General features: G+C 75.1%; 14 protein-coding genes. 11 read left to right on the forward strand and 3 right to left on the reverse strand.

The features are described from left to right. The first annotated feature begins 277 nt into the window (after positions 1 to 277). From M8316_RS21230 to M8316_RS17795, 3 genes are read left to right on the forward strand one after another with little or no spacing between them, the layout of a single operon-like run. The gene (locus tag M8316_RS21230) at positions 278 to 1294 is read left to right on the forward strand and encodes a sensor histidine kinase (RefSeq protein ID WP_250056839.1); all 1017 of its coding nucleotides are present in this window, start codon (positions 278 to 280) and stop codon (positions 1292 to 1294) included. After that, on the forward strand, positions 1260 to 1958 hold the full coding sequence (locus M8316_RS17790) for a response regulator transcription factor (protein ID WP_250056840.1): 699 nt from the start codon (positions 1260 to 1262) through the stop codon (positions 1956 to 1958). The genes M8316_RS21230 and M8316_RS17790 overlap by 35 nt, the downstream gene beginning before the upstream one ends. Then, on the forward strand, positions 1955 to 3427 hold the full coding sequence (locus tag M8316_RS17795) for an exopolysaccharide biosynthesis polyprenyl glycosylphosphotransferase (protein ID WP_250056841.1): 1473 nt from the start codon (positions 1955 to 1957) through the stop codon (positions 3425 to 3427). Before M8316_RS17790 ends, M8316_RS17795 begins: the two co-directional genes overlap by 4 nt. A gap of 550 nt (positions 3428 to 3977) precedes the next feature. Here M8316_RS17795 and M8316_RS17800 read toward each other — a convergent pair. From M8316_RS17800 to M8316_RS17810, 3 genes are all read right to left on the reverse strand, one after another. Then, positions 3978 to 4715: a hypothetical protein gene (locus tag M8316_RS17800; protein WP_250056842.1), complete on the reverse strand. Its 738-nt coding sequence runs from the start codon at positions 4713 to 4715 to the stop codon at positions 3978 to 3980. After that, on the reverse strand, positions 4712 to 8365 hold the full coding sequence (locus M8316_RS17805; protein ID WP_250056843.1) for a PKD domain-containing protein: 3654 nt from the start codon (positions 8363 to 8365) through the stop codon (positions 4712 to 4714). Before M8316_RS17805 ends, M8316_RS17800 begins: the two co-directional genes overlap by 4 nt. 102 nt (positions 8366 to 8467) lie before the next feature. Beyond that, the gene (locus M8316_RS17810; protein WP_250056845.1) at positions 8468 to 9691 is read right to left on the reverse strand and encodes a glycoside hydrolase family 26 protein; all 1224 of its coding nucleotides are present in this window, start codon (positions 9689 to 9691) and stop codon (positions 8468 to 8470) included. A gap of 271 nt (positions 9692 to 9962) precedes the next feature. Here M8316_RS17810 and M8316_RS17815 point away from each other — a divergent pair, with 271 nt between their 5' ends. From M8316_RS17815 to M8316_RS17850, 8 genes are all read left to right on the forward strand, one after another. Next, complete coding sequence (locus tag M8316_RS17815) at positions 9963 to 11717, forward strand: hypothetical protein (protein ID WP_250056847.1); 1755 nt, start codon at positions 9963 to 9965, stop codon at positions 11715 to 11717. After that, positions 11710 to 13233, forward strand: a complete 1524-nt coding sequence (locus tag M8316_RS21235; protein WP_250056849.1) for an O-antigen ligase family protein — start codon at positions 11710 to 11712, stop codon at positions 13231 to 13233. The genes M8316_RS17815 and M8316_RS21235 overlap by 8 nt, the downstream gene beginning before the upstream one ends. After that, the gene (locus tag M8316_RS17825) at positions 13230 to 14450 is read left to right on the forward strand and encodes a hypothetical protein (protein ID WP_250056851.1); all 1221 of its coding nucleotides are present in this window, start codon (positions 13230 to 13232) and stop codon (positions 14448 to 14450) included. Before M8316_RS21235 ends, M8316_RS17825 begins: the two co-directional genes overlap by 4 nt. A 62-nt stretch (positions 14451 to 14512) precedes the next feature. Beyond that, complete coding sequence (locus M8316_RS17830; protein ID WP_250056853.1) at positions 14513 to 15424, forward strand: sulfotransferase; 912 nt, start codon at positions 14513 to 14515, stop codon at positions 15422 to 15424. Continuing rightward, entirely contained in the window at positions 15421 to 16992 is a 1572-nt protein-coding gene (locus M8316_RS17835; RefSeq protein ID WP_250056855.1) for a lipopolysaccharide biosynthesis protein, read from the forward strand. Before M8316_RS17830 ends, M8316_RS17835 begins: the two co-directional genes overlap by 4 nt. After that, complete coding sequence (locus M8316_RS17840; RefSeq protein WP_250056857.1) at positions 16989 to 17981, forward strand: sulfotransferase; 993 nt, start codon at positions 16989 to 16991, stop codon at positions 17979 to 17981. Before M8316_RS17835 ends, M8316_RS17840 begins: the two co-directional genes overlap by 4 nt. Before the next feature lie 8 nt (positions 17982 to 17989). Beyond that, positions 17990 to 18973, forward strand: coding sequence for a glycosyltransferase family A protein (locus tag M8316_RS17845; RefSeq protein WP_250056859.1), 984 nt, complete (start codon positions 17990 to 17992; stop codon positions 18971 to 18973). Next, positions 18970 to 19578, forward strand: a complete 609-nt coding sequence (locus tag M8316_RS17850; RefSeq protein ID WP_250056861.1) for an LbetaH domain-containing protein — start codon at positions 18970 to 18972, stop codon at positions 19576 to 19578. Before M8316_RS17845 ends, M8316_RS17850 begins: the two co-directional genes overlap by 4 nt. Positions 19579 to 19661 lie beyond the last annotated feature (83 nt).

Genomic DNA, 19661 nt, shown 5'->3' on the forward strand with positions numbered 1-19661 from the left:
CCGGCCCTGACGTCGACCACCCTCCCGGTCGAGCACCGGGGCCGGCCCCACACCTCGCTGCACGGCGCACCGGCGTCCGAGCCGTCCCCCACGGGGGCAGGTCACGTACACGCGTTCACCGAGGCGCGCCCGCGGCCGTCACCAATCCTGGGTAATGCGCTTCCGGTCCGGGCTCGTCGTGCCGTCGGCCACCCAAGACTGCGGACGTGGGAGACGGCTGTGGGCCGCCTCCCGCTCATGACGGTCGAACGAGTGCGGACGAGGGGGGTGTGACGACGTGGGTGCTCAGCGGTCCGAATCCCGGCTGCGCGCGGTGCGCAACGGTCGCCGCCCCCGCCCCGGCGTGGGCGCGCTCGTCACCATGGCGGCGGACTCCGGTCGCCTCGCGGTCGCGGCGGTGGGCCTCGTCCTGGCCGGCGCGGCCGTGCTGGTGCTCCAGCTGCTGGCCGAGGTCGTCTCCTGGATGATCACCTCCGGCGTCAGCGCCTACGCCGGCCTCGCCGTCGGGCTCGGCCTGGCCGTGCCCGGCGTGGTCGTCATCGGCGTCCAGGCCGTGCGTCGCGTCGTGCGCCGCATGCACGACGCCGAGGCCCAGCAGGACGCGCTCGACGCGGAGCTCCAGCGGCTCGACAGCGAGCTGCGCACCACCGGCGGCCGCATGCACGAGGTGGGCTCCATCGCCGCCGGCCTCGCCGCCGCGGCCAAGCTGCTCGACAGCGCCGGGCACAGCGCGGACGAGGCCCACACCCTGCGCCTGCGGCAGATGCTCCAGGCCGAGGCCGAGCGGCTCCACCGCCTGGTCGACGACAGCCTGCCCCGGCCCGTGGCCCTCTCCAGCGTGGACGAGGTGGTGTGGCCGATCGTCGTGCGCACCATCGCTGCCGGGCAGCGCGTCGCCTTCCGCCCCGGCGACGCCCTCGTCAGCGCCGACGCCGACGCGGTCGCCCAGATCCTCAGCACCCTGCTCGACAACGCCCGTCGGCACGCGCCCGGCAGCAGCGTCCAGGTCGACGCCGACCTCGTCGACCTCGACACGGTCGAGATCTCGGTGACCGACGACGGCCCGGGCATCGACGCGGTCACCGCCGACGAGCTCTTCACCTGGGGTGCGCGCGGCTCGGACTCCCCCGGCCACGGGATCGGCCTGCACGCCGCCCGGCAGCTCGCCCTCCAGGAGGGCGGCGACCTCCGTCTCGACCCGACCCCCTACGGCAGCCGCTTCGTGCTCACGCTGCCCGGAGCCTCCGGAAAGGAGCGCCATGACGTCCCCCGCCGTCCCGGCCACGTCGCGTAAGGACTTCCGCGTCGTGATCGTGGAGGACCACACCCTGTTCGCCGAGTCCCTCGAGCTGGCACTGACCATCGAGGGCTACACGGTGCGCCGGTTCACCCCGGGCCCCGAGGCGACGGCGGGACACGTGCTGGCCGGCATCCAGCGGCTGCGGCCGCGCCTGGTGCTGCTGGACCTCGACCTGGGTCCCGGCGGCGACGGCGGCCGGTTCGTCTCGGGCCTGGCGCAGTCCAACACCGACGTCGTGGTGCTCACCGGTGAGTCCGACCGCAGCCGCTGGGGCGAGTGCCACCAGCAGGGCGCCCGCAAGGTGCTGCCGAAGTCGGCGCCGCTGGAGGAGATCCTCGGCGTGATCAAGCGGGCCCAGCGCGGGCTCCCGCTGCTCGACCCCGGCGAGCGCGAGAGCCTCGTGCACGCCTGGCAGGCGGGTCGTGCGGAGCACGCCGACACCAGCCGCCGCCTCGCCTCGCTGACGCCCCGCGAGCAGCAGGTGCTCGCGCACCTGATGACCGGCGCCACCGTGCGGGACGTGGCCCGGGCCGACGTCGTGGCCGAGGCCACCGTCCGCACCCAGGTCAAGTCGATCCTCGCCAAGCTCGAGGTCTCCTCCCAGCTGGCCGCCGTGGGCCTGGCCCACCGCACCGGGTGGAAGGGGCCCCGCGCGTGACGGACGTGGCCCGCGCCGTGGAGCCGACCTTCGAGGAGCGCCCCTGCGAGGGGCGTCTCCTCGACGAGCAGCGGGAGCAGAGGGCCGACCGCCGGGCCGTGCCTGCCCGCCCCGGCTCCCCGCTGCGGCTGACCCGACCCGGTGACCACGCGGCCGCTCGTCGCGAGCTGGTCACCGTCGCGCGGGTGCTGCCGTTCCTCGACCTCGCCCTCCTGCTCCCGGCCCTGCTGGGCGCACGCGCGCTGATGCACGGCCCCCGGGCCCTCGAGGTGCTCGCCCTGGCCGGTCTCTGGATCGTGGTCGTCGCCGCGCACGGCTGCTACCGCCCGCTCATCACCCGCAGCCGTCGCTCGGCGCTCGAGCGGGTGCTGGCCGCGGCCGGTGGCTACGGCCTCATCCTCTGGGCAGGCTCCGCGGTCGGGTTCCTCGACCCCGTGGGCGAGCGCGCCGGCGTCATCCTCGTCGTGGCCGTGCTGGTCACGGCCGCCGTGCACGTGCTGGCCGCAGGCTTCACCCGCCCGCGGCGCGTGCTCGTCGTCGGCGACGCCGACTCCCTCGCGGACGCCGGCGCGGTGCTGGGCGCGCAGCGCGGCTGGCAGGTCGTCGGCAGCTGCTCGCCGGCCGAGGACGGACTGCTCGCCGCCCCGGCCCTGGCCGCGCGTCGCCGCGCCGACGCCGTCGTCGTCCTGCCCGGGGCGCACGTCGACACCCCCGGCCTGCGCCGCCTCGCCTGGGCGCTGGAGACCGACGGGGTCTCGATGCTCGTGGGCACCGGCCTGGTCGACGTCTCCCAGCGCCGTGCGGAGATGACCCAGGTCGGCGGCTGGTCGATGCTGCACGTGCAGCACGTGGAGCGCAGCGGTGTCGCTGCTGTCGTGAAGTCGGCGCTGGACCGGGTGGCGGCCGCCGGCCTGCTGCTCCTGCTGGCACCGCTGATGGTGTCGCTGACGCTGGCGGTGCGGCTCGACAGCCGGGGTCCGGCGCTGTTCAAGCAGGTCCGCGTGGGCCGCGACGGCCAGACCTTCACCATGCTGAAGTTCCGCTCCATGCACGTGCCTGGCAGCGTCCCCGCCGCCGACGTCGCGCTCGTCAACGAGGCGGACGGCGCCAGCCCGCTGTTCAAGATGCGCCGCGACCCGCGCGTCACCCGGGTCGGCGCGTGGCTGCGTCGCTACTCGCTGGACGAGCTGCCGCAGCTGGTGAACGTCGTGCGTGGCGAGATGTCGCTCGTGGGCCCCCGGCCCGCCCTGCCCACCGAGGTGGAGCAGTACCGCGAGGACGCCCGCCGGCGGCTGCACGTGCGCCCCGGGCTCACCGGCCTGTGGCAGGTCTCCGGCCGCTCCGACCTCACCTGGGCCGAGAGCGTCCGCATGGACACCCTCTACGTCGACAACTGGTCGCTCGGCCTGGACCTCGCGATCCTCGGCCGCACCATCTCCGCGGTTCTCTCCCACCGCGGCGCCTACTGAGCGCTCGCGCACGCTGTCTCCTCCTCGGCCCCGTCGGTCCACCGGCGGGGCTGAGGTGCGTCTGGAGGTCTCCGGTCGTCGAGGCGCGAGGAGCGCCGGCACCCCACCGGTCGTCGAGGCGCGAGGAGCGCCGGCACCCCACCGGTCGTCGAGGCGCGAGGAACGCCAGCACCCCACCGGTCGTCGAGGCGCGAGGAACGCCAGCACCCCACCGGTCGTCGAGGAGCGAGGAGCGCCAGCGACGAGCCACGAGACGCCCGCACCCACCCGACCCCCGAGCCACCGGCCGGTCCTGGTCCTGCGACGGCCGCGAACGGCCTCCTCGACCCCACGGGCAGTTCCCGCACCCCACCGGTCGTCGAGGTGCGAGGAGCGCCAGCGACGAGCCACGAGACGCCCGCACCCACCCCACCTCCCGGCCCACGCACAGGTCCTGGTCTCGGGACAGCCGCGAAGACCCGCGCCCTCCGGACGCAGCACGACGCCGAGCCGGCCCTGGCGGGCCGACTCGGCGTCGGTGGTGGTGCGGGGTGGTGCTCGGTGCGGTCGGTCAGCCGCCCGCGGGGAGGCTGATCTGCCAGCAGCCGCTGGCGTCGGCGGTCTCGGCCCGGATCTTCCAGCTGCCGGAGGTCGGCAGCGTGAGGCCGACCTGGTAGGCCGCCATGCTCTCGTCCGCGCCCGGGCGCTCGATCTCCACGACCACCGGCGAGAGGCCTGCCTGGGTGGCCGTGACGGTGAGGGCACCGTCCTGCTCGCTGGTCGTGGGGACGACGTAGAGCCGCAGCTGGCGCAGGTCGGCACCGACGGAGTCGGTCCCGTCCTCGTCGCGCCACCCGTCGATCTCGCTGACGAACGGGCCGGCGAGGAAGTCGCCGGACAGCACGTCCTGGTGCGAGCGGGTCGCCACGCAGCGGTGCTCGAACGTGCCCGGGGCACCCTCGAACAGGGCCGTCTGCGCGGACCCGCCGCCGGAGCCCTTGCCGGAGCCCTTGTCCGAGCCGGAGCCCGCGCCCTCGCTGGAGGACGACCCGGAGGTCGCCTCCGCGGAGGAGGACGCGGAGCCCGAGGCGGATCCGGAGGCCGACCCGGAGCCCGACCCAGAGGCCGACGGGGAGTCGGAGGCCGACGCAGACGGGGTCGCCGACGCCGTGACGGAGGCGCTCGCCGAGCCGGCCGCCGAGGCGTCCGCCCCGCCGTCGTCCGCCCCGCACGCGCCGAGGGCCAGGGCCGTCACCGCGGCGACCACGGGGGCCGCCACGGTGAGGCTGCTGCTGCGTCGGGTGCTCATGACGCGGGCCGGAGGCTGACGGTCCAGGACACGCCCTTGGCGGAGGTGTCGTTGGTGGTGGCCGTGCGCGCTCGCCAGGTGCCGACCGACAGCGGCCCGGCGTCGGCGAGGACGCTGCTGACGCGACCGCTGTTGTTGCCGTAGGCCTCGGTGCGCGTGGTGAGCGCGTTCGGCACGGTCCAGGCGGTGGTCGTGGAGGACTTGTCGGTCCACACGTTCACCACCCAGCCACCCTCGGCGGCCGTCACCGGGGCCGAGACGTGCTCGGCGGTGCGGCTGTCGGTGGTGGAGCCGACCTGGACGACGGGGTCCGCCGTGTCGACGCCGCGGTAGGCACCGAGCACGAGCGAGGACTTCAGCGTGTCGCCCAGGGCGGTCGTCACGGTGCTGCCGGCGTCGGAGGCGGTGGCCACGCGGGTCCACAGCACGCTCTCGAGGCTGCCCTGACCGTCCTCGGCGACGCGGGTCCAGCCCGCCGGGTCGGCCGGGTCGGTGCCGTCCACGCCGTAGCTGCCGACCAGGACCAGCAGGTCACCGGCCTGCACGTCGCTCGGGATCGAGAGCCACGGGTTCGCGGAGTTGCGCGACCGCGAGTCCGAGGCGACGTAGGTGACGGGGTCGTTGCTCGAGGAGGTCGAGACCGTCACGTCCGTCGTGGTCGTGTCGCTGGCCCCGTCGTCGTCGGTCACCGTGAGGGTCACCGTGTAGGTGCCGGCCGCCGGGTAGGTGTGGTCGGTCGTGGCACCGGTGGCGGTCACGCCGTCACCGAAGGACCAGGCGTAGGACGCCACGCTGCCGTCGCTGTCGGTCGAGCCCGAGCCGTCGAGCTGGCAGACCAGGTCGGTGCAGGCCGCCACCACGTCGGCGGTCGGGGCGACGTTGGCCGCCGAGACGGTGACGGTGCGGGTCACGGTGTCGCTGGCCCCGTCGTCGTCGGTCACCGTGAGGCTCACGGTGTAGGTGCCGGGGCCGGCGTAGGTGTGCTCGACGCTCGCACCGGTGCCCGTGGAGGCGTCACCGAAGGACCAGTCGTAGGAGACCACGCTGCCGTCGCTGTCCGAGGAGCCGGAGCCGTCCAGCTCGCAGGACAGGTCGGTGCAGGACGCCGCGATCGCCGCAGTCGGGTCGACGTTGGGCACCGCGGTGACGCTCCACGGGTCGACCAGCAGGGCCCGGCCACGCCAGTCCTGCGTGGTGTCGACCGTGGTGAGCGGCCCCGACGGGGTGGCGTCGGAGAGGTCGAGCGAGGAGAGCGAGCCGTTGCTGCCGGAGACGACGTAGAGCGTGTCGCCCGCGGCCAGCAGGCCGGCCGCGTTCGCGAAGCTCACGCCGGAGACCGACGTGCTGAACTCCTGGACGCCGACGATGCCGCTGTCGGGGGTGAACCAGCGCCAGAACAGCTGCGAGGAGCCCGACTTCGTGTAGTAGACGCGGTGGTGGGCGTAGGTCAGGCCCGTGATCGAGGAGAGCTGGCCGTAGAAGGTCGGCAGCTTGCCCGTGTAGGTGCTGCCGCTGCCGTTGGCGACGTCCTTCCACTCGGTCTCGACGTAGGGGTCGATCGTCGTGGAGGCGCCGAGGCCGTTGGCCCGGATGGGCGCCGAGTGCAGGTAGCCGTCGGTGCTGCCGTACCAGAGGCTGCCGCCGGCGGTGAAGGCGCCGCGGACGGCGGTCCAGTCGATGCCCTGGGTGTCGACCGAGGTGGCGGCGCCGGTGGTGGTGCCGTCGAACTCGACCGAGGTGAGGGCGCTGTCGGCGGCCACCGGGGCCTCGCCGTCGGTGTCGACGATCTCGATGGCGTTGATCAGCGGGTTCTCGGTGACGTGCGAGAGGTCCACGGTGATGGAGCCGTCCGAGACCAGGTCGACCGCACGCATGGTGCCGGTCTGGTCGCCGGCCGCGGCCACGATGTCGAAGTCGTTCAGCACGGTGGAGCCCTCGACCTGCACGTCGAAGACGCGGGAGCCGACGGTGGAGGTGCCGGAGTAGCGGTTGGCGAAGTAGAGGCGGACCTCGACGTCGGTGCCGGCGGAGACCGGGAAGGTCCAGGTGGCCCGCGGGGAGTCGCTGTAGGACCACGCCTCGGAGTCGAAGACCGACGCCGGGGTGGACGACGGCACGGTGCTGTCGAGCGCGGCCGACGGGCTGTAGCCCGCGGTGGAGACCGAGCCGCTGCGGTAGGTGCCGTCCGCCGTCCAGGCCGGACCGCCGTCGGTCGAGGCGACCTCGGAGCCACCGGCGTTCACGCGGTACAGCACGTTGCCGGCGTCCTCGGCGACGCTGCCGCCGACGAGCACGGACTCACCGATGGCGGTGGTGCTGGAGTCGACCGGGGTGGTCGAGCCGGCGGGCAGGAGGGCGACGCGACCGCGGCGCCACTGGAAGTTGCCGAGGTACTCGGTGTCGCTGGCGATCCAGAGCCCGTCGGAGGTGTCGAGGAAGTCGAAGACCGCGACGCCACGCGGGTTGCGGCCCGGGTTCCAGGCCAGGGGCAGGCCGTTCTCGGTGTCGAGCGCGGCGAGGCCGGGCCGCGGGACGGCGCCCTGGCCGGCGGCGTCGGAGGCGCCGGAGTTGTTCATCCAGCGGAGGTGACCGCCCACGTAGACGGCGTCGTCGGTGATCTCGACGCCCCACATGGTGTCGCCGCCGGAGTGGTCCACCCAGGTCGGGTCGATGTCCTGGCCGCTCGCGTCGACCTCGAAGCGGGCCGCCGCGTCGCACAGCGTGTCGGCGACGCCGCCGCCGGTGGTGGTGATGACGAAGTAGGAGCCGTCGGGCGAGATGTCCAGGCCGCGCACGTAGCTGTCGAAGGCCCACCAGTAGCACAGCGGCTCGTAGCCGGTGGTGCGCCAGCTCGGGTCCACCGCCACGTCCGAGCCGTTGTTGTCGAGCAGGACCACCTGGTCGCGGTCGTAGCCGTCGACGTCGGTGAAGTTGCCGATGGCGATGATCGTGGAGCCGTCCGGGGTGGCGACGACGTCCTTGACGCCGACGCCGCCCTGCGCGCCCTGCCCGGAGTCGTTGTGGTGCCCGGAGGCCTGCACGTCCATCCACTCGTCGACCGCGCCGGTCAGCGGGTCGAGCGCGACGATGCCGCCGTGGGCGGCGCCGCCGACGTTGGAGAAGTTGCCACCCACGACCAGCCGGCCCGCGACCGTGGTGAGGCTGAGCGCCTTGCCGTTGGCGGCGGGCGCCGAGAACCCGGAGACGGGGGCGCCGGTGCTGACGTTCAGCAGCGCGACCCGGCGCTGGCGTGCCCCGTCGATGGTGTTGAAGGAGCCGGCCACGTAGACGGTGCCCGCCACCGGGCCCTCGAGGACGTCCTCGACGGTGCCGTCGATCTGCGGGTTGAACGCGGTGACCACGCGACCCGTGGAGGCGTTGAAGGCCACGATGCCGGTGCGCGTGAGCGTCGTGCCGTCCGTGGAGGTGACGTTGGTGAACGTGCCGCCCGCGACCATGATGTTGCCGGTCTGCGCGACGGCGTTGACCTGGCCGTTGTTGATCTGCGGGGTGGAGGCCACCGGGACGTCCTCGGGGAGGACGGCGGAGGCCGGGGTCACCAGCGCGGGCAGCACGAGTGCCGGCGTCAGGGCGACCGTCAGGCTCGCCAGGGTGAGGGCGAGTCGACGAAGGGGACGTGGAGCGGGCAACGGAACTCCCGGGGCCGGGCACGGCCTCTCGGCACGCGCAGGGACTGCAACCCCGTCAGCGTCAGGGTGACAGGCCCCACTCCGGCCCCGGTCGGTCCTGTCTTACCCAGAAATGGGGACCACGCTCGCGACCGGGTCGGACCGGCGCAGCACGCGGAAGCCACGCAGCGACCTGGCGGAGGTGTCGATGGTGACGTCACCGGCGATCGCGGCCTCGTCGTGGTCGAAGTACATCATCGCCTTCAGCCGCGGCGCCGTGGCGAGCCGGTTGCCCATCTTGCGCAGGAAGCTGCCCTTCCACCGCGGCCGACCCGGGCGCTCCCCCAGGCCCCACTCGCCGAGCATCAGCGGCTTGTGGGGGTGGCGGTGCGTGGCCCAGCGGTAGAAGCCGCGCCAGTCGCTGCTCCAGTGGCGGTTGAGGAGGCCGCGCAGGCCGTCGGGGTCGTAGCCGCCGAGGTCCTGGGACATGTAGGAGTCGTAGGCGATCCAGTCGACGTACCGCGCGCCGGGCCACAGCTGGTGGAACCAGGGCTTGAGGTGCCAGCCCTCGAACCCCATGTAGTTCATCACCCACACCACGTTGGTGACGCCCTCGTCCTCGAAGACGTCGACGACGTGGCGGTACATGGCGCGGTAGGCGAGGGCGGTGTAGCCGCTGCCCTTGGTGTCCACCACCTCGTCCTCGGGCTCGTGGTGCACCGTGAGGAACATCTTCCGGTTCCAGGCGCCCTTCAGGTAGCGGGCCTGGGCGCGGATGCGCTGGTCCGCGTCGCCCTGCGCGACCTCGCGCCAGGTGTAGCCGTCGTCGACCTTCCAGTTCGCGAACAGCAGGCGGGGGCCCTGCCCGCCCTGGCGCAGGGCCTGCTTCTGCACGTCCGAGGGGAAGCGGTCGTCACCGCGGTAGTAGAGGTGGACCGTGCCCAGCCGGCCGCCGGAGGAGCGCTCGAAGCGCCGGACGGCGTGCACCCACGACTCGCCGGCCCGCGGCTGGACGTAGGCGCCGGTGAGGACACCACCGCGACAGCGCGGCACCAGGATCTTCGTCAACCGGCAGCCACCGGCGGCCGCGCGCAGGGCTGTCCCTCCCTGCGACGCGGCCGCCGAGCCGTCGTCCTGACCGTCGGCCGCACGTGCGAGGGGCGCCGCGCCGGTGCCGGGCGGGAGCATCGCCGGCAGCAGGGTCAGGACGAGTCCGAGGGCCACGAGCAGCATCAGGGCTCGGGGTGCCCTGCGGGTGCTCGTGCGTCGGTCGTGGATCGTGGTGCTCGCGCAGGTCCCGGCCGGGGACGTCGTCGTCAGCCGAGGCATGGGCGGGGTCTGGTTCATCGGACCTCCGGGTGCTTCAGGGGTGCTGGGACAGGGTGAGGGAGCGTGCGAGGGCGAGCCATGACCTACCCCAAGTTGGGTATGCGAGTGTGCTGTGACCTGTGTCACGTTCGCATCCACGAGACGTGGGGCGCCCGGACGGACCGGGCCTCGACCTGGGGTTCGGCTCTACCTACCCGGGTCTGAGCCCTGCGGCACGCGCGTACCCACTTTTGGTGAGCGCGCTCGGGAGACACCCGTCGGGCGCGCCCGGACACGGATGCTGCTGGTCATGGACGAACACCTCACGACCACCGTCGACGCCGGCTACTACCGGCGGGTCCTCGTGCGGGGCCTGCGCGTCGTGCTCGTCTGCGTCGCACTGGGCGTGGCGCTCGGTCTCGTGGTGTTCACCGTGCTCCCGCGCACCTACACCTCCACCGCTTCCCTGCTGGTCACCAGCACCGGCGCCAGCGGCACCTCGTCGGTCGGTGAGTGGACGGTCGACGACGAGGTCAACCTGGACACCGAGGCCCAGCTGGTCACCTCGGCCGAGGTGGTCGACCGGGCGCTGACCTCGCTGGGCGACCAGGCGGACGCGTCGACGGTGGCCGACCAGGTGAGCGTCCAGGTGCCCTCGAACACCACGGTCCTGTCGATCACCTATTCCGCGGAGACGCCCGAGCTGGCACAGGCCGGCGCCGAGGCGTTCGCCCAGGCCTACCTCGACAGCCGTCGCTCGGTCGCCCAGGAGGACGTCGACCAGCGCATCTCGACGCTGCAGGACCAGCTGGAGTCCGCCCGTACCGAACAGGCGACCCTCCAGCGCCAGGCCGACCGGGCCGGTGGCGCCGAGGCGGCCTCGCTCCAGGCGGAGGTCCAGGCGGCCGCCGCGGCCGCCTCCGACCTCGCGCAGTCGGTCTCGTCCCTGCGCTCGATCCTCATCACCCCGGGCCGCGTCATCAACCAGGCCGAGGTGCCCGACGGCCCCACCAGCCCGCAGGCCCTGCTGGTGCTCGGCTCCACGACGGCCCTGGGCCTGCTGGTCGGGCTCCTGCTGGCCGCCTGGCGCGAGAAGGCCCGCCCGCGGCTCGTCGAGGGCCAGGACGTGGAGCGCGAGACCGGCCTCTCCGTCGTCCTCGACCTCCCGACCCACCCGGCCACGCCCTCCGAGTCGCTGGGCCACACCGACGAGGTCGTCACCGCCCGCGAGTGGCGCCGTTTCCTCTCCGGTCTCGACACCGACCGGGTGCTCCTGGTGCCGGGCGACGACCGCGCCGACGCCCTCGCGTGCGGCACCGCGCTCGCCTGGCAGGCCGCCCGCCGCGGCCGGCCGGTCCGCCTCGTGCTCGAGCAGCTCCCCGAGGACGGCGGGCTGCCCGTGCCCGCCGGTGCGACCGGCTCCTCCCTGGTCTGGGACATGGTCGACGGCGCGCCCGTCGGCGTGTGGAGCGGTTCCTCCGGCGGCGGCACGGTGACCGTCGTCGGCCACGACGGCGACCTTGCGACGCTGCTCGGCACGACCGACGGCGACGCGGACCCGGACACCGACTCCTCGACGCCCGCGCCCGCGCCCGCGGACGACACCCTCGTCGTCCTCGTGGCCGGTGCCGAGGGCGAGCTCACCGAGGCCGTCGGCGTCGCCGACGGCGCGGCCGCCCTGCTGGTGATCGCCGGCGGCGCGTCCGCCGCGTCGGTCCAGACCCACCTGCCCACGCACCTGGTGGCCGACGGCCGGCTGCGCGGCGCCCTGCTGCACCGCCTTCCCGCCCGCCGGGTCGTGCCGGTCGTCGTGGGCGCCCTCGCCCCGGACGACGCCGAGGACGCGCCCGTCCCTGCCGGCGACGCGGTGACGGTGCTGCCGATCGCCGCCCTGCACGGCGCTGGACCGGACGAGGCCGCCGATGACTCCCGCGGGGCCGACGACCTGCCGATGGACGAGGACGTGGACGCGGACCAGGACGACGAGGCCCCGATCGAGGCCGACGAGGACACCGAGGACACCGAGGGCGCCGACGAGCAGCCGGAGCCCGCGGGTCGTGCCTGAGACCGCCGCCGACCCCTCCAGCCGGCCCCCGGGCGGCACCACCGAGGTGCCCGCGCCCCGGTACGTCCGCGGGCTGCCGGCCGCGCTGCGTCCGCGCGACCCGCTCTTCCCCCTGGCCGTGCTGGTGGTGCCGCTCCCGCTGTGGTGGGTGCTCGGCCTGGCGAACCTCGGGTGGTTCGCGATCAGCGGCGTCATGCTGCTGGCGCTGGTCCGCCGACGCAGCCTGCCGCTGCCGAAGGGCCTCGGCTGGTGGATGCTGTTCTGCCTCTGGCTGGTCCTCAGCCTGCTGGCGCTCGGGGTCAACCCCGAGGACACCCGCGTCCAGAGCGTCGGCGACCGGCTCGTGCCGGTGGCCTTCCGGTTCGCCGAGTACGCCGCGGCCACCATCTGCCTGCTGTGGGCGTACGCCACCGCGGTGGACGGCGGCCGGCCCGCCGTCGTCCGCATGGCCCGGCTGTTCGCCCTGATGCTCGCCTGGACCGTGGGGGGCGGCGTGCTCGGCGTGGTGGCCCCCACCTTCGAGCTGACCAGCCCGGTGGAGATGCTGCTGCCCAGGTCGCTGGCCTCGGCCGGCTACGTCTCCGCGCTGGTGCACCCGGCTTCGGCGCAGATCCAGGACGTCCTCGGCTCCGGCGAGGGCAACGGACGCCCCAGCGCGCCCTACCCCTACACGAACTCCTGGGGCAACGCGCTCGGCCTGCTGCTGCCCTGGGGCGTGGCGGCCGCGACGCTGGCCCGCGGCCGGTGGGCCCGCCTCGGCTGGGCCGCGCTCCTGGTGGCCGTCGTGCCCGCCGCCGTCCTCTCGCTCAACCGCGGCCTGTGGGTCGGGCTGGCGCTCGCGGTGGGCCTCGCCCTGGTGCTCCTGGTGCGGCGCGGCCACGTGCTGCCGGCCGTCGCGACGGTGCTGGCCGGGGTCGTGGCGCTCGGCGTGCTGGCGGTGTCGCCGCTGGGCAGCGTGGTCACGGAGCGACAGTCCGGCGACGCCCCCAGCAACGACATCCGCGGCTGGAGCATGATGCGTGCCGTCGAGCTCGCCGAGGGCTCGCCGGTGCTCGGCTACGGCGGCACCCGCGCCCAGATGGGCAGCCTCCAGAGCATCGCGATCGGCCCCACGGCCGACTGCCCGAACTGCGGCAGCCTGCCCATCGGCACCAACGGCCAGGTCTGGTTCGCACTCACCGGGCAGGGCTTCGCCGGGCTCGGGCTGTGGGTGGTCTTCCACCTCGTGGTGGCCTGGCTGCTGTGGCGCGGTCGCCGAGGACCCGGGCCGGGCTCCCCCGGTCGTCGCGACCCGGCCGACGTGATCGTCCAGGCCGCCGCGGTCACCGCCGTCATGTCGCTGTGGTTCGCCCTGGTCTACGACCGGACGGTCGCCACCGGCTGCCTGGAGATGCTCACGCTCGGCGTCGGCCTGGCCGCGCTCGGGCTGCCACCGCTCGACCGGCCCTCCCCCGAAAGCACCACCACCGACGGCACCACCCCGCTCGCGTCCACCACCCCGGAGGCCGTCCGATGACCACCATCCCGCTGCCCGTGCCCGCCGGTCTGCCGTTCGCCTCCGTGCTCTCCGACGGCACCGGCGAGACGACCCGCTACCGGGTGCTGCGCCGCGACGACGGCGTCCGCGCCCTGGTCCCGGACGCCGGGGTCGGCGTGCTGCGCGAGGTCCTGGGCCGCGCGAACGACCCGGAGCCGTGGAGCCGGCACGTGGCCCGGCAGGGCTTCGCGACGGGCGCCGGGCTCGGGCTGCTCGCCACCGAGCGCGCCCACCTCGCCGACGCCACCCTGCGCACCCGTCTCGAGGCGCTGGTCGAGGGCTCCGGCCTGGAGTTCAGCCACCTGGCGGTGCACTTCGGCCCCCCGCGGCCCAACCGCAAGCCCGTCGTCCACCTCCTCGACGACCGGGGCGTCCTCGTCGCCGTCGCAAAGATCGGCGCCGGGCCGGTGCCCGCGGCCCTGGTGCTGCGCGAGGCGGCAGCCCTCGCCGCGCTCTCCGAGCAGGGGCCGCTCGTGCTGCTCCAGGTGCCGACCGTCGTCGGCGTCGGCCCCGGCCCGGGCGACAGCACCGTGCTCGTGCAGACGGCGCTGCCGGTCGCCGGACGGGCGCGGCTGCCGCAGGAGCCGGAGCGCCGACGCGCCCTCGTGGAGCTCTCCACCGGACGCACCAGCACCGGTGCGCGCGCCTGGCTCGACGGTCTCGCCGCGCGGCTCGACGACCTGCCCGACGCCGACGCCCTCACCGACCCCGACGCCCGCGAGCTCGTGGACGCGGCCCGGGCGCTCGTCGCCGAGGCCGAGGAGGCCGGGTGGGTGGACGACGTCCGCTGCGGCCCCTCCCACGGCGACTGGGCCCGACAGAACGTGGTGGGCACCCCGGACGGCGTCGCCGCGTGGGACTGGGAGCGCTACGACCGCGACCGCCCCGTCGGCTACGACGAGGCCCACCTCGCGCTCCAGGAGGTGCGGCGGGCCGCCTCGTCCGGCCGACGTACCCAACGTGGGGGAAGCCGTCTCCAGGCCAGCGCCGACGCGTTCGCCCGCTGGCAGCCTCCTCACCAGGCCGGAGCACGGCCCGAGCGGGACCTCGGTCTGGCGCGGCTGCTCGTGCTCGACCTGGTCGCCCGCTACGGCGGGGACGCCACCACCACGGCCGGCGGCGACGCCGCCCGGGTGCAGGGCGGGCTGGCCCGCCTGGCCGGGTGGACGCTCCCGCTGCTGCGCGAGACCGCCTGACCCGCAGCACTCCCCCAGCACCCCCTGCACCACCCACCCCACCCCACGAGGAGCCCCGCGTCATGGCCACCGCCACCAGCAACGCCGGAACCACCACCCGCAGCAGCCGCGACGCCCGGGACGGTCGCGACCTCCTGCGCACCTCGGCGCGGGCCGTGCGGGACGGCGTGGGCTCGATGACTGCCGGACGCCGGGCACTGCCGGGCCTGCTGATCACCGGCGGTCAGCGCTGCGGCACCACGTCCCTCTACAAGGCGCTCGTGCAGCAGCCGCACCTGCACCGCCCGGTGTGGCGCAAGGGCGTGCACTTCTTCGACACCGACTTCGACAAGGGCGTGGACTGGTACCGCTCCCACTTCCCGCTGGTCTCCACCGTGCGCCGCTCCGGCGAGCGCCACGGCCTGGCCGCGACGTGCTTCGAGTCCAGCCCGTACTACCTCTTCCACCCGCTGGCCGCGGAGCGGATCAAGGCGACGCTGCCCGAGGTGCAGGTCGTCGTGCTCGTCCGCGACCCCGTCGAGCGGGCCGTCTCCGCGCACGCCCACGAGCGCGGCCGCGGCTACGAGCCGCTGGACCTGCTGGACGCCCTCGAGGCCGAGGAGTCCCGCCTGGCCGGCGAGGAGGAGCGGCTGGCCAACGACCCCACCTACCGCTCCCACGCCCACCAGCACCAGGCCTACCGGGCGCGCGGCGAGTACGCCGTGCAGCTGGAGAAGCTGGCCGGCGTCCTCGGCCGCGAGCGCATCCACGTCGTCGACAGCCACCGCTTCTTCGAGGACCCGGCCCCCGTCTACACCGCCCTGCTGGACGCCCTCGGCACCCGCACGGTCGTGCCCACCCGCTTCGAGCAGCACAACGCCCGCCGCCCCGCCCCGATCGACGCAGGCCTGCGCCGCGAGCTCGAGGCCCACTTCGCCCCGCACGACGAGGCCCTCGCGTCCTGGCTGGGGGCTCCTGCCTCCTGGCGCGCGTGAGCGCCCGTCTGGGCCGCCAGAGCCTGCTCAACCTCGTCGGCTACGGCGTCGGGGGCGCCGGCCAGCTGCTCGTCGTCCTCCTCACCGCGCGGGCCCTGCCCCAGGCGGACGCCGGGCGGGTCTACGCCCTGATCTCGGCGGCGCTGATCGTGGCGGCCGTGCTGCGGCTGGGCACCTCGGCCTCCGCCGTCCTGTTCCTCGCGCGCGAGGGCGAGCCGGACGAGGAGACCACCCGGCGGATCGCCCGGATGGTCCTGCTGCCGGTCGCCGGCGCGTCCCTGCTGGTCGCGACCGTCGGCGTCCTCGTCGCCGTGGCGATCGACTCCGCCGCCCTCGCCGTGTTGGCCCTGACCCTGCCGGCCACCGCGCTCGTCGAGCCCCTGCTGGGCATCAGCCGCGGCACCGGCCGGATGCTGCCGACCGTGCTGGCCGACCGGGCCGGGCGTCCCCTGCTGCAGGTGCTGCTCCTCGGGGGCGCGTGGCTCGCGGTGGCCCTGGCCGGCGGCAGCCTCACCGTCACCGCCGTCGTCGCCTGCTGGTGCGCCCCCTACCTGGTCGGCGCCGGCGTCGCCTGGTGGTCGACCCCGGCCCTCCACCGGCTGCACACGTGGCGGCACGGGTGGCCCCGGCCGCTCCCCGGCGAGGCGCGCGAGATGGTCCGCTTCTCGGCCTCGCGCTCGGCCACCGAGATCATGCAGATGGCCTTCGCCCGGCTCGACGTCGTGCTGGTCGCGGCGCTCGCCGGCCCGGAGCAGGCCGCGCTGTACACCGTCGTCACCCGCTTCGTGGTCGTCGTCCAGCTCGTGCAGCAGGCCATCGCCACCGCGACCGAGCCGCCGCTGGCGGCCGCGGTGGCCGCCGGCCGCCGCGCCGACGCCGCCGAGCTGTACCGCACGTCGACCGCGTGGATCGTCAGCATCGTCTGGCCGCTGCTGCTCCTCGTCCTGGCCAAGCCGGACTGGTGGCTCGGCGTGTTCGGCCCCGCCTACGCCGGGTCGTTCGCCGTCGTCCTCCCGCTGGGGCTGGCGATGCTCGTGGCCAGCGCCGTGGGCTCCGCGGAGTCCGTGCTCACGATGGCCGGGCGCTCCGACCTCGTCGTGGGCACCAACGTCGTCGCCCTGGTCACGATGATCGGCGTCGACCTCGCGCTGATCCCCGCCCACGGCGCCACCGGCGCGGCGATCGGCTGGGCCTCGGCCATCGTGATCAAGAACGTGGCCGCCCTCGTCCTCAACACCCGCGGCCCCGCGGGCCACCCCTTCAGCGGCGCGTGGCTGCTGGCCGTGGGTCTGCCCGTCGTGCTCGTCGTGGCGCTGCCCGGCCTGCTGGGCGCGCTGGTCCCGGCCGTCGCGGACGCCGCCGAGCTGCTGGGGCTGGCCGCCCTGGCCGTCACCTACGTGCTGGCCCGCCGCCGGCTGCGGCTCGACCGGCTCGTGGCGATCCCCGCCCGCCGGCGGCGCGCCGCGGCCGCCGCGGCCTCCCCCGACGTCTCGTCCTCCGCCTCGCCGGCTGCCTCACCGGCTGCCGCGGACCCCGCCGTGACCCCCGACCCGCAGGAGGCGCGATGAGCGCGCAGACCACCCCCGAGACCTCGCCGTCGGGCGCTGCCGACCCCGGGCCGGCCGGCCCGCCCGTCCTGTACCTGGCCGGCATCGGCCGCAGCGGCACCACGCTGCTCGAGCGGGTCCTCGGCGCCGTGCCCGGCGTGGTGGCCCTCGGCGAGACGATGCACCTGTGGGAGCGCGGCCTGGAGCGCGGCGAGCGCTGCGGCTGCGGCGAGCCCTTCACCGCCTGCGAGTTCTGGGCGGCCGTCGGTGAGGACGCCTTCGGCGGCTGGGAGCACGTGGACACCGCCCGGATGGCCGCGCTCAAGCAGCGCGTGGACCGGGCCAGCCGGGTCCCGGCGCTCGCCGCCGGGGCCATGGCCGAGGACGTGCGCGAGTACGCCGCCGCCTACCGGGCCGTGCACGCCGCGGCCGCCCGGGTCAGCGGCGCCCGCGTCGTCGTCGACTCCTCCAAGCAGGTCTCGCTGGCCTGGGCCCTCGCCCTGGGCGGGGCGGACGTCCGCCTCGTCCACTGCCTGCGCGACGCCCGCGGCGTGGCCCACTCCTGGGCCCAGGAGGTGGCCCGTCCCGAGGCCGTCGACGCCGCGCACGGCGAGATGCCCCGCTACTCGGCGGCCACCGTCTCGGCCCTGTGGCTGCTGCACAACGTGGAGATCGAGGCCCTGGGGCGCCGGGTGCCGAGCATGCGTCTGCGCTACGAGGACTTCGTCGCGGACCCGCGCACGACGACCCGCGAGGTGCTCTCGCTGGTCGGGCTGGCGCACGCGCCGCTGCCGCACGTCACCCACGACGCACTGGAGCTGGGCGTCACCCACTCCTGCGCCGGCAACCCGATGCGCTACACGCACGGCAGCGTGCCGGTGCGGCGCGACGAGCGCTGGCGCACCGGCCAGCCGGCGGCCCAGCGTCGCGCCGTCACGGCGCTGACCTGGCCGCTGCTGCGCCGCTACTCCTACAGCACCTCCTACGGTCAGGCGGCGAGCACCCGATGAGTCCGGACGTGACCAGCCAGCGCCCCGCCGCGTCCCCGGCCCCCGAGGTGGGCCCGGACGCCGCACGGCCGACCGGGCCCGGCTCCTGGCCGAGCGTCGGCGTCGTCGTGCCCACCGGCGGCACCCGGCCGCACCTGCTGCGGCGTGCCCTGGACTCCGTGTCCGCCCAGGACTACCCGGGCGAGGTGCGCGTGCTCGTCGTGCACGACCGGGTCGAGCCCGACACGGGGCTCGTCAGCGACGGGCCCCGTCCCGTGGACGTGGCGGTCAACACGCGCACGCCCGGCCTCGCCGGCACCCGCAACACCGGCATCCTCGCCATCGGCACCGACTACGTTGCCTTCCTCGACGACGACGACCACTGGCTGCCCGGCAAGCTCACCGCCCAGGTGCGCCGCGCCACCGCCGAGGACCGGCCCGCCATGGTCACCGCCTCGATGCGGGTGGACTTCGACGGGGTCAGCACCCCGCGCCTGCTCGGCACCGACGCGATCGACCACACCATGCTCACCCGCAACATCGTGGCCACCGCCCACTCCAGCGGCATGCTCTTCGACCGCGCCGCGCTCGTGGAGCGCATCGGCCTGGTCAGCGAGGACATCCCCGGCTCGCAGAACGAGGACTGGGACGTGAAGCTCCGCGCCGCACGGCTCGGCCCGATCGCGCACGTCGACGAGCCCCTGGTGGTCGTCGACTGGAACCGCACCTCGCACTACGCCCGTTCCTGGGACACCAAGATCGCGTCGTGGGACTGGATGCTCGCGCACCACCCGGAGATCGCCCGCGACCGCCGCGCGTCCGCGCGCGTGCACGGCCAGCTGGCGTTCGCGGAGGCCGCCCGTGGTCGTCGCGTCGCCGCCCTGCGGCACGTCGCCCGCGCCGTGGTCGGCTTCCAGGGCGCCTGGCGCTCGGTGGTCACCCTCGCCGTCGTGGCCGGTGCCCGCCCGGACGCCGTCATCGACGCGCTGCACCGCCGGGGGCGGGGCCTGTGAGCGCCACCGCGACCGCGCCCGTCGGCGGCCACGTGGTCGCCGGGCGGCTGCCCGCGCCCGCCCGCGCGCTCGTGCACCTCGGCCTGCGTGCGGTGACCCGCGCCTACCGGCTGCGCTACGGCCGCCGGCTCGTGGTCGGCGAGGACGTCATCATCTTCGGCGGCCTCAAGCTCCAGCAGGGCACCACCCTGCACCTGGGCGACCGGGTGCGCGTGCGCCGCGGCGTCATCGTCAACGGGGGCGGCGAGGTGCACGTCGGCGCCGACACGCTCCTCAACGGCTGCTGGATCGGCGCGACTACCCGCGTGGACGTCGGCCGCCGCTGCCTCGTCTCCGACTGCTTCGTCACCGACTCCGACTTCCACAACCTCGACCCGGCCGAGCGGCACCTGCCGCCCGGCCCCCGCAGCCGCAAGCCGGTCGTGATCGAGGACAACGTCTGGATCGGCGCCCAGGCCTGGGTGCTCAAGGGCTCCCGCATCGGCCGCGACTCGGTCGTCTCCGCGGTCTCCGTGGTGCGCGGCGAGGTGCCGCCCGCGGTCGTCGTCCTGGGCAACCCCGCCACGGTGGTCAAGCACCTCCCGCCGGCGCCCGAGCACGTCTGACCCTCGACCACGACCGACAGGGGCCGCCCCGGTGATCACTCACCGGGGCGGCCCCTTCGTCGTGCCGGGCCGCTCGTGCCCGT

The sequence above is a fragment of the Nocardioides bruguierae genome (assembly GCF_023554635.1).
GTDB classification, from domain to species: domain Bacteria; phylum Actinomycetota; class Actinomycetes; order Propionibacteriales; family Nocardioidaceae; genus Nocardioides; species Nocardioides bruguierae.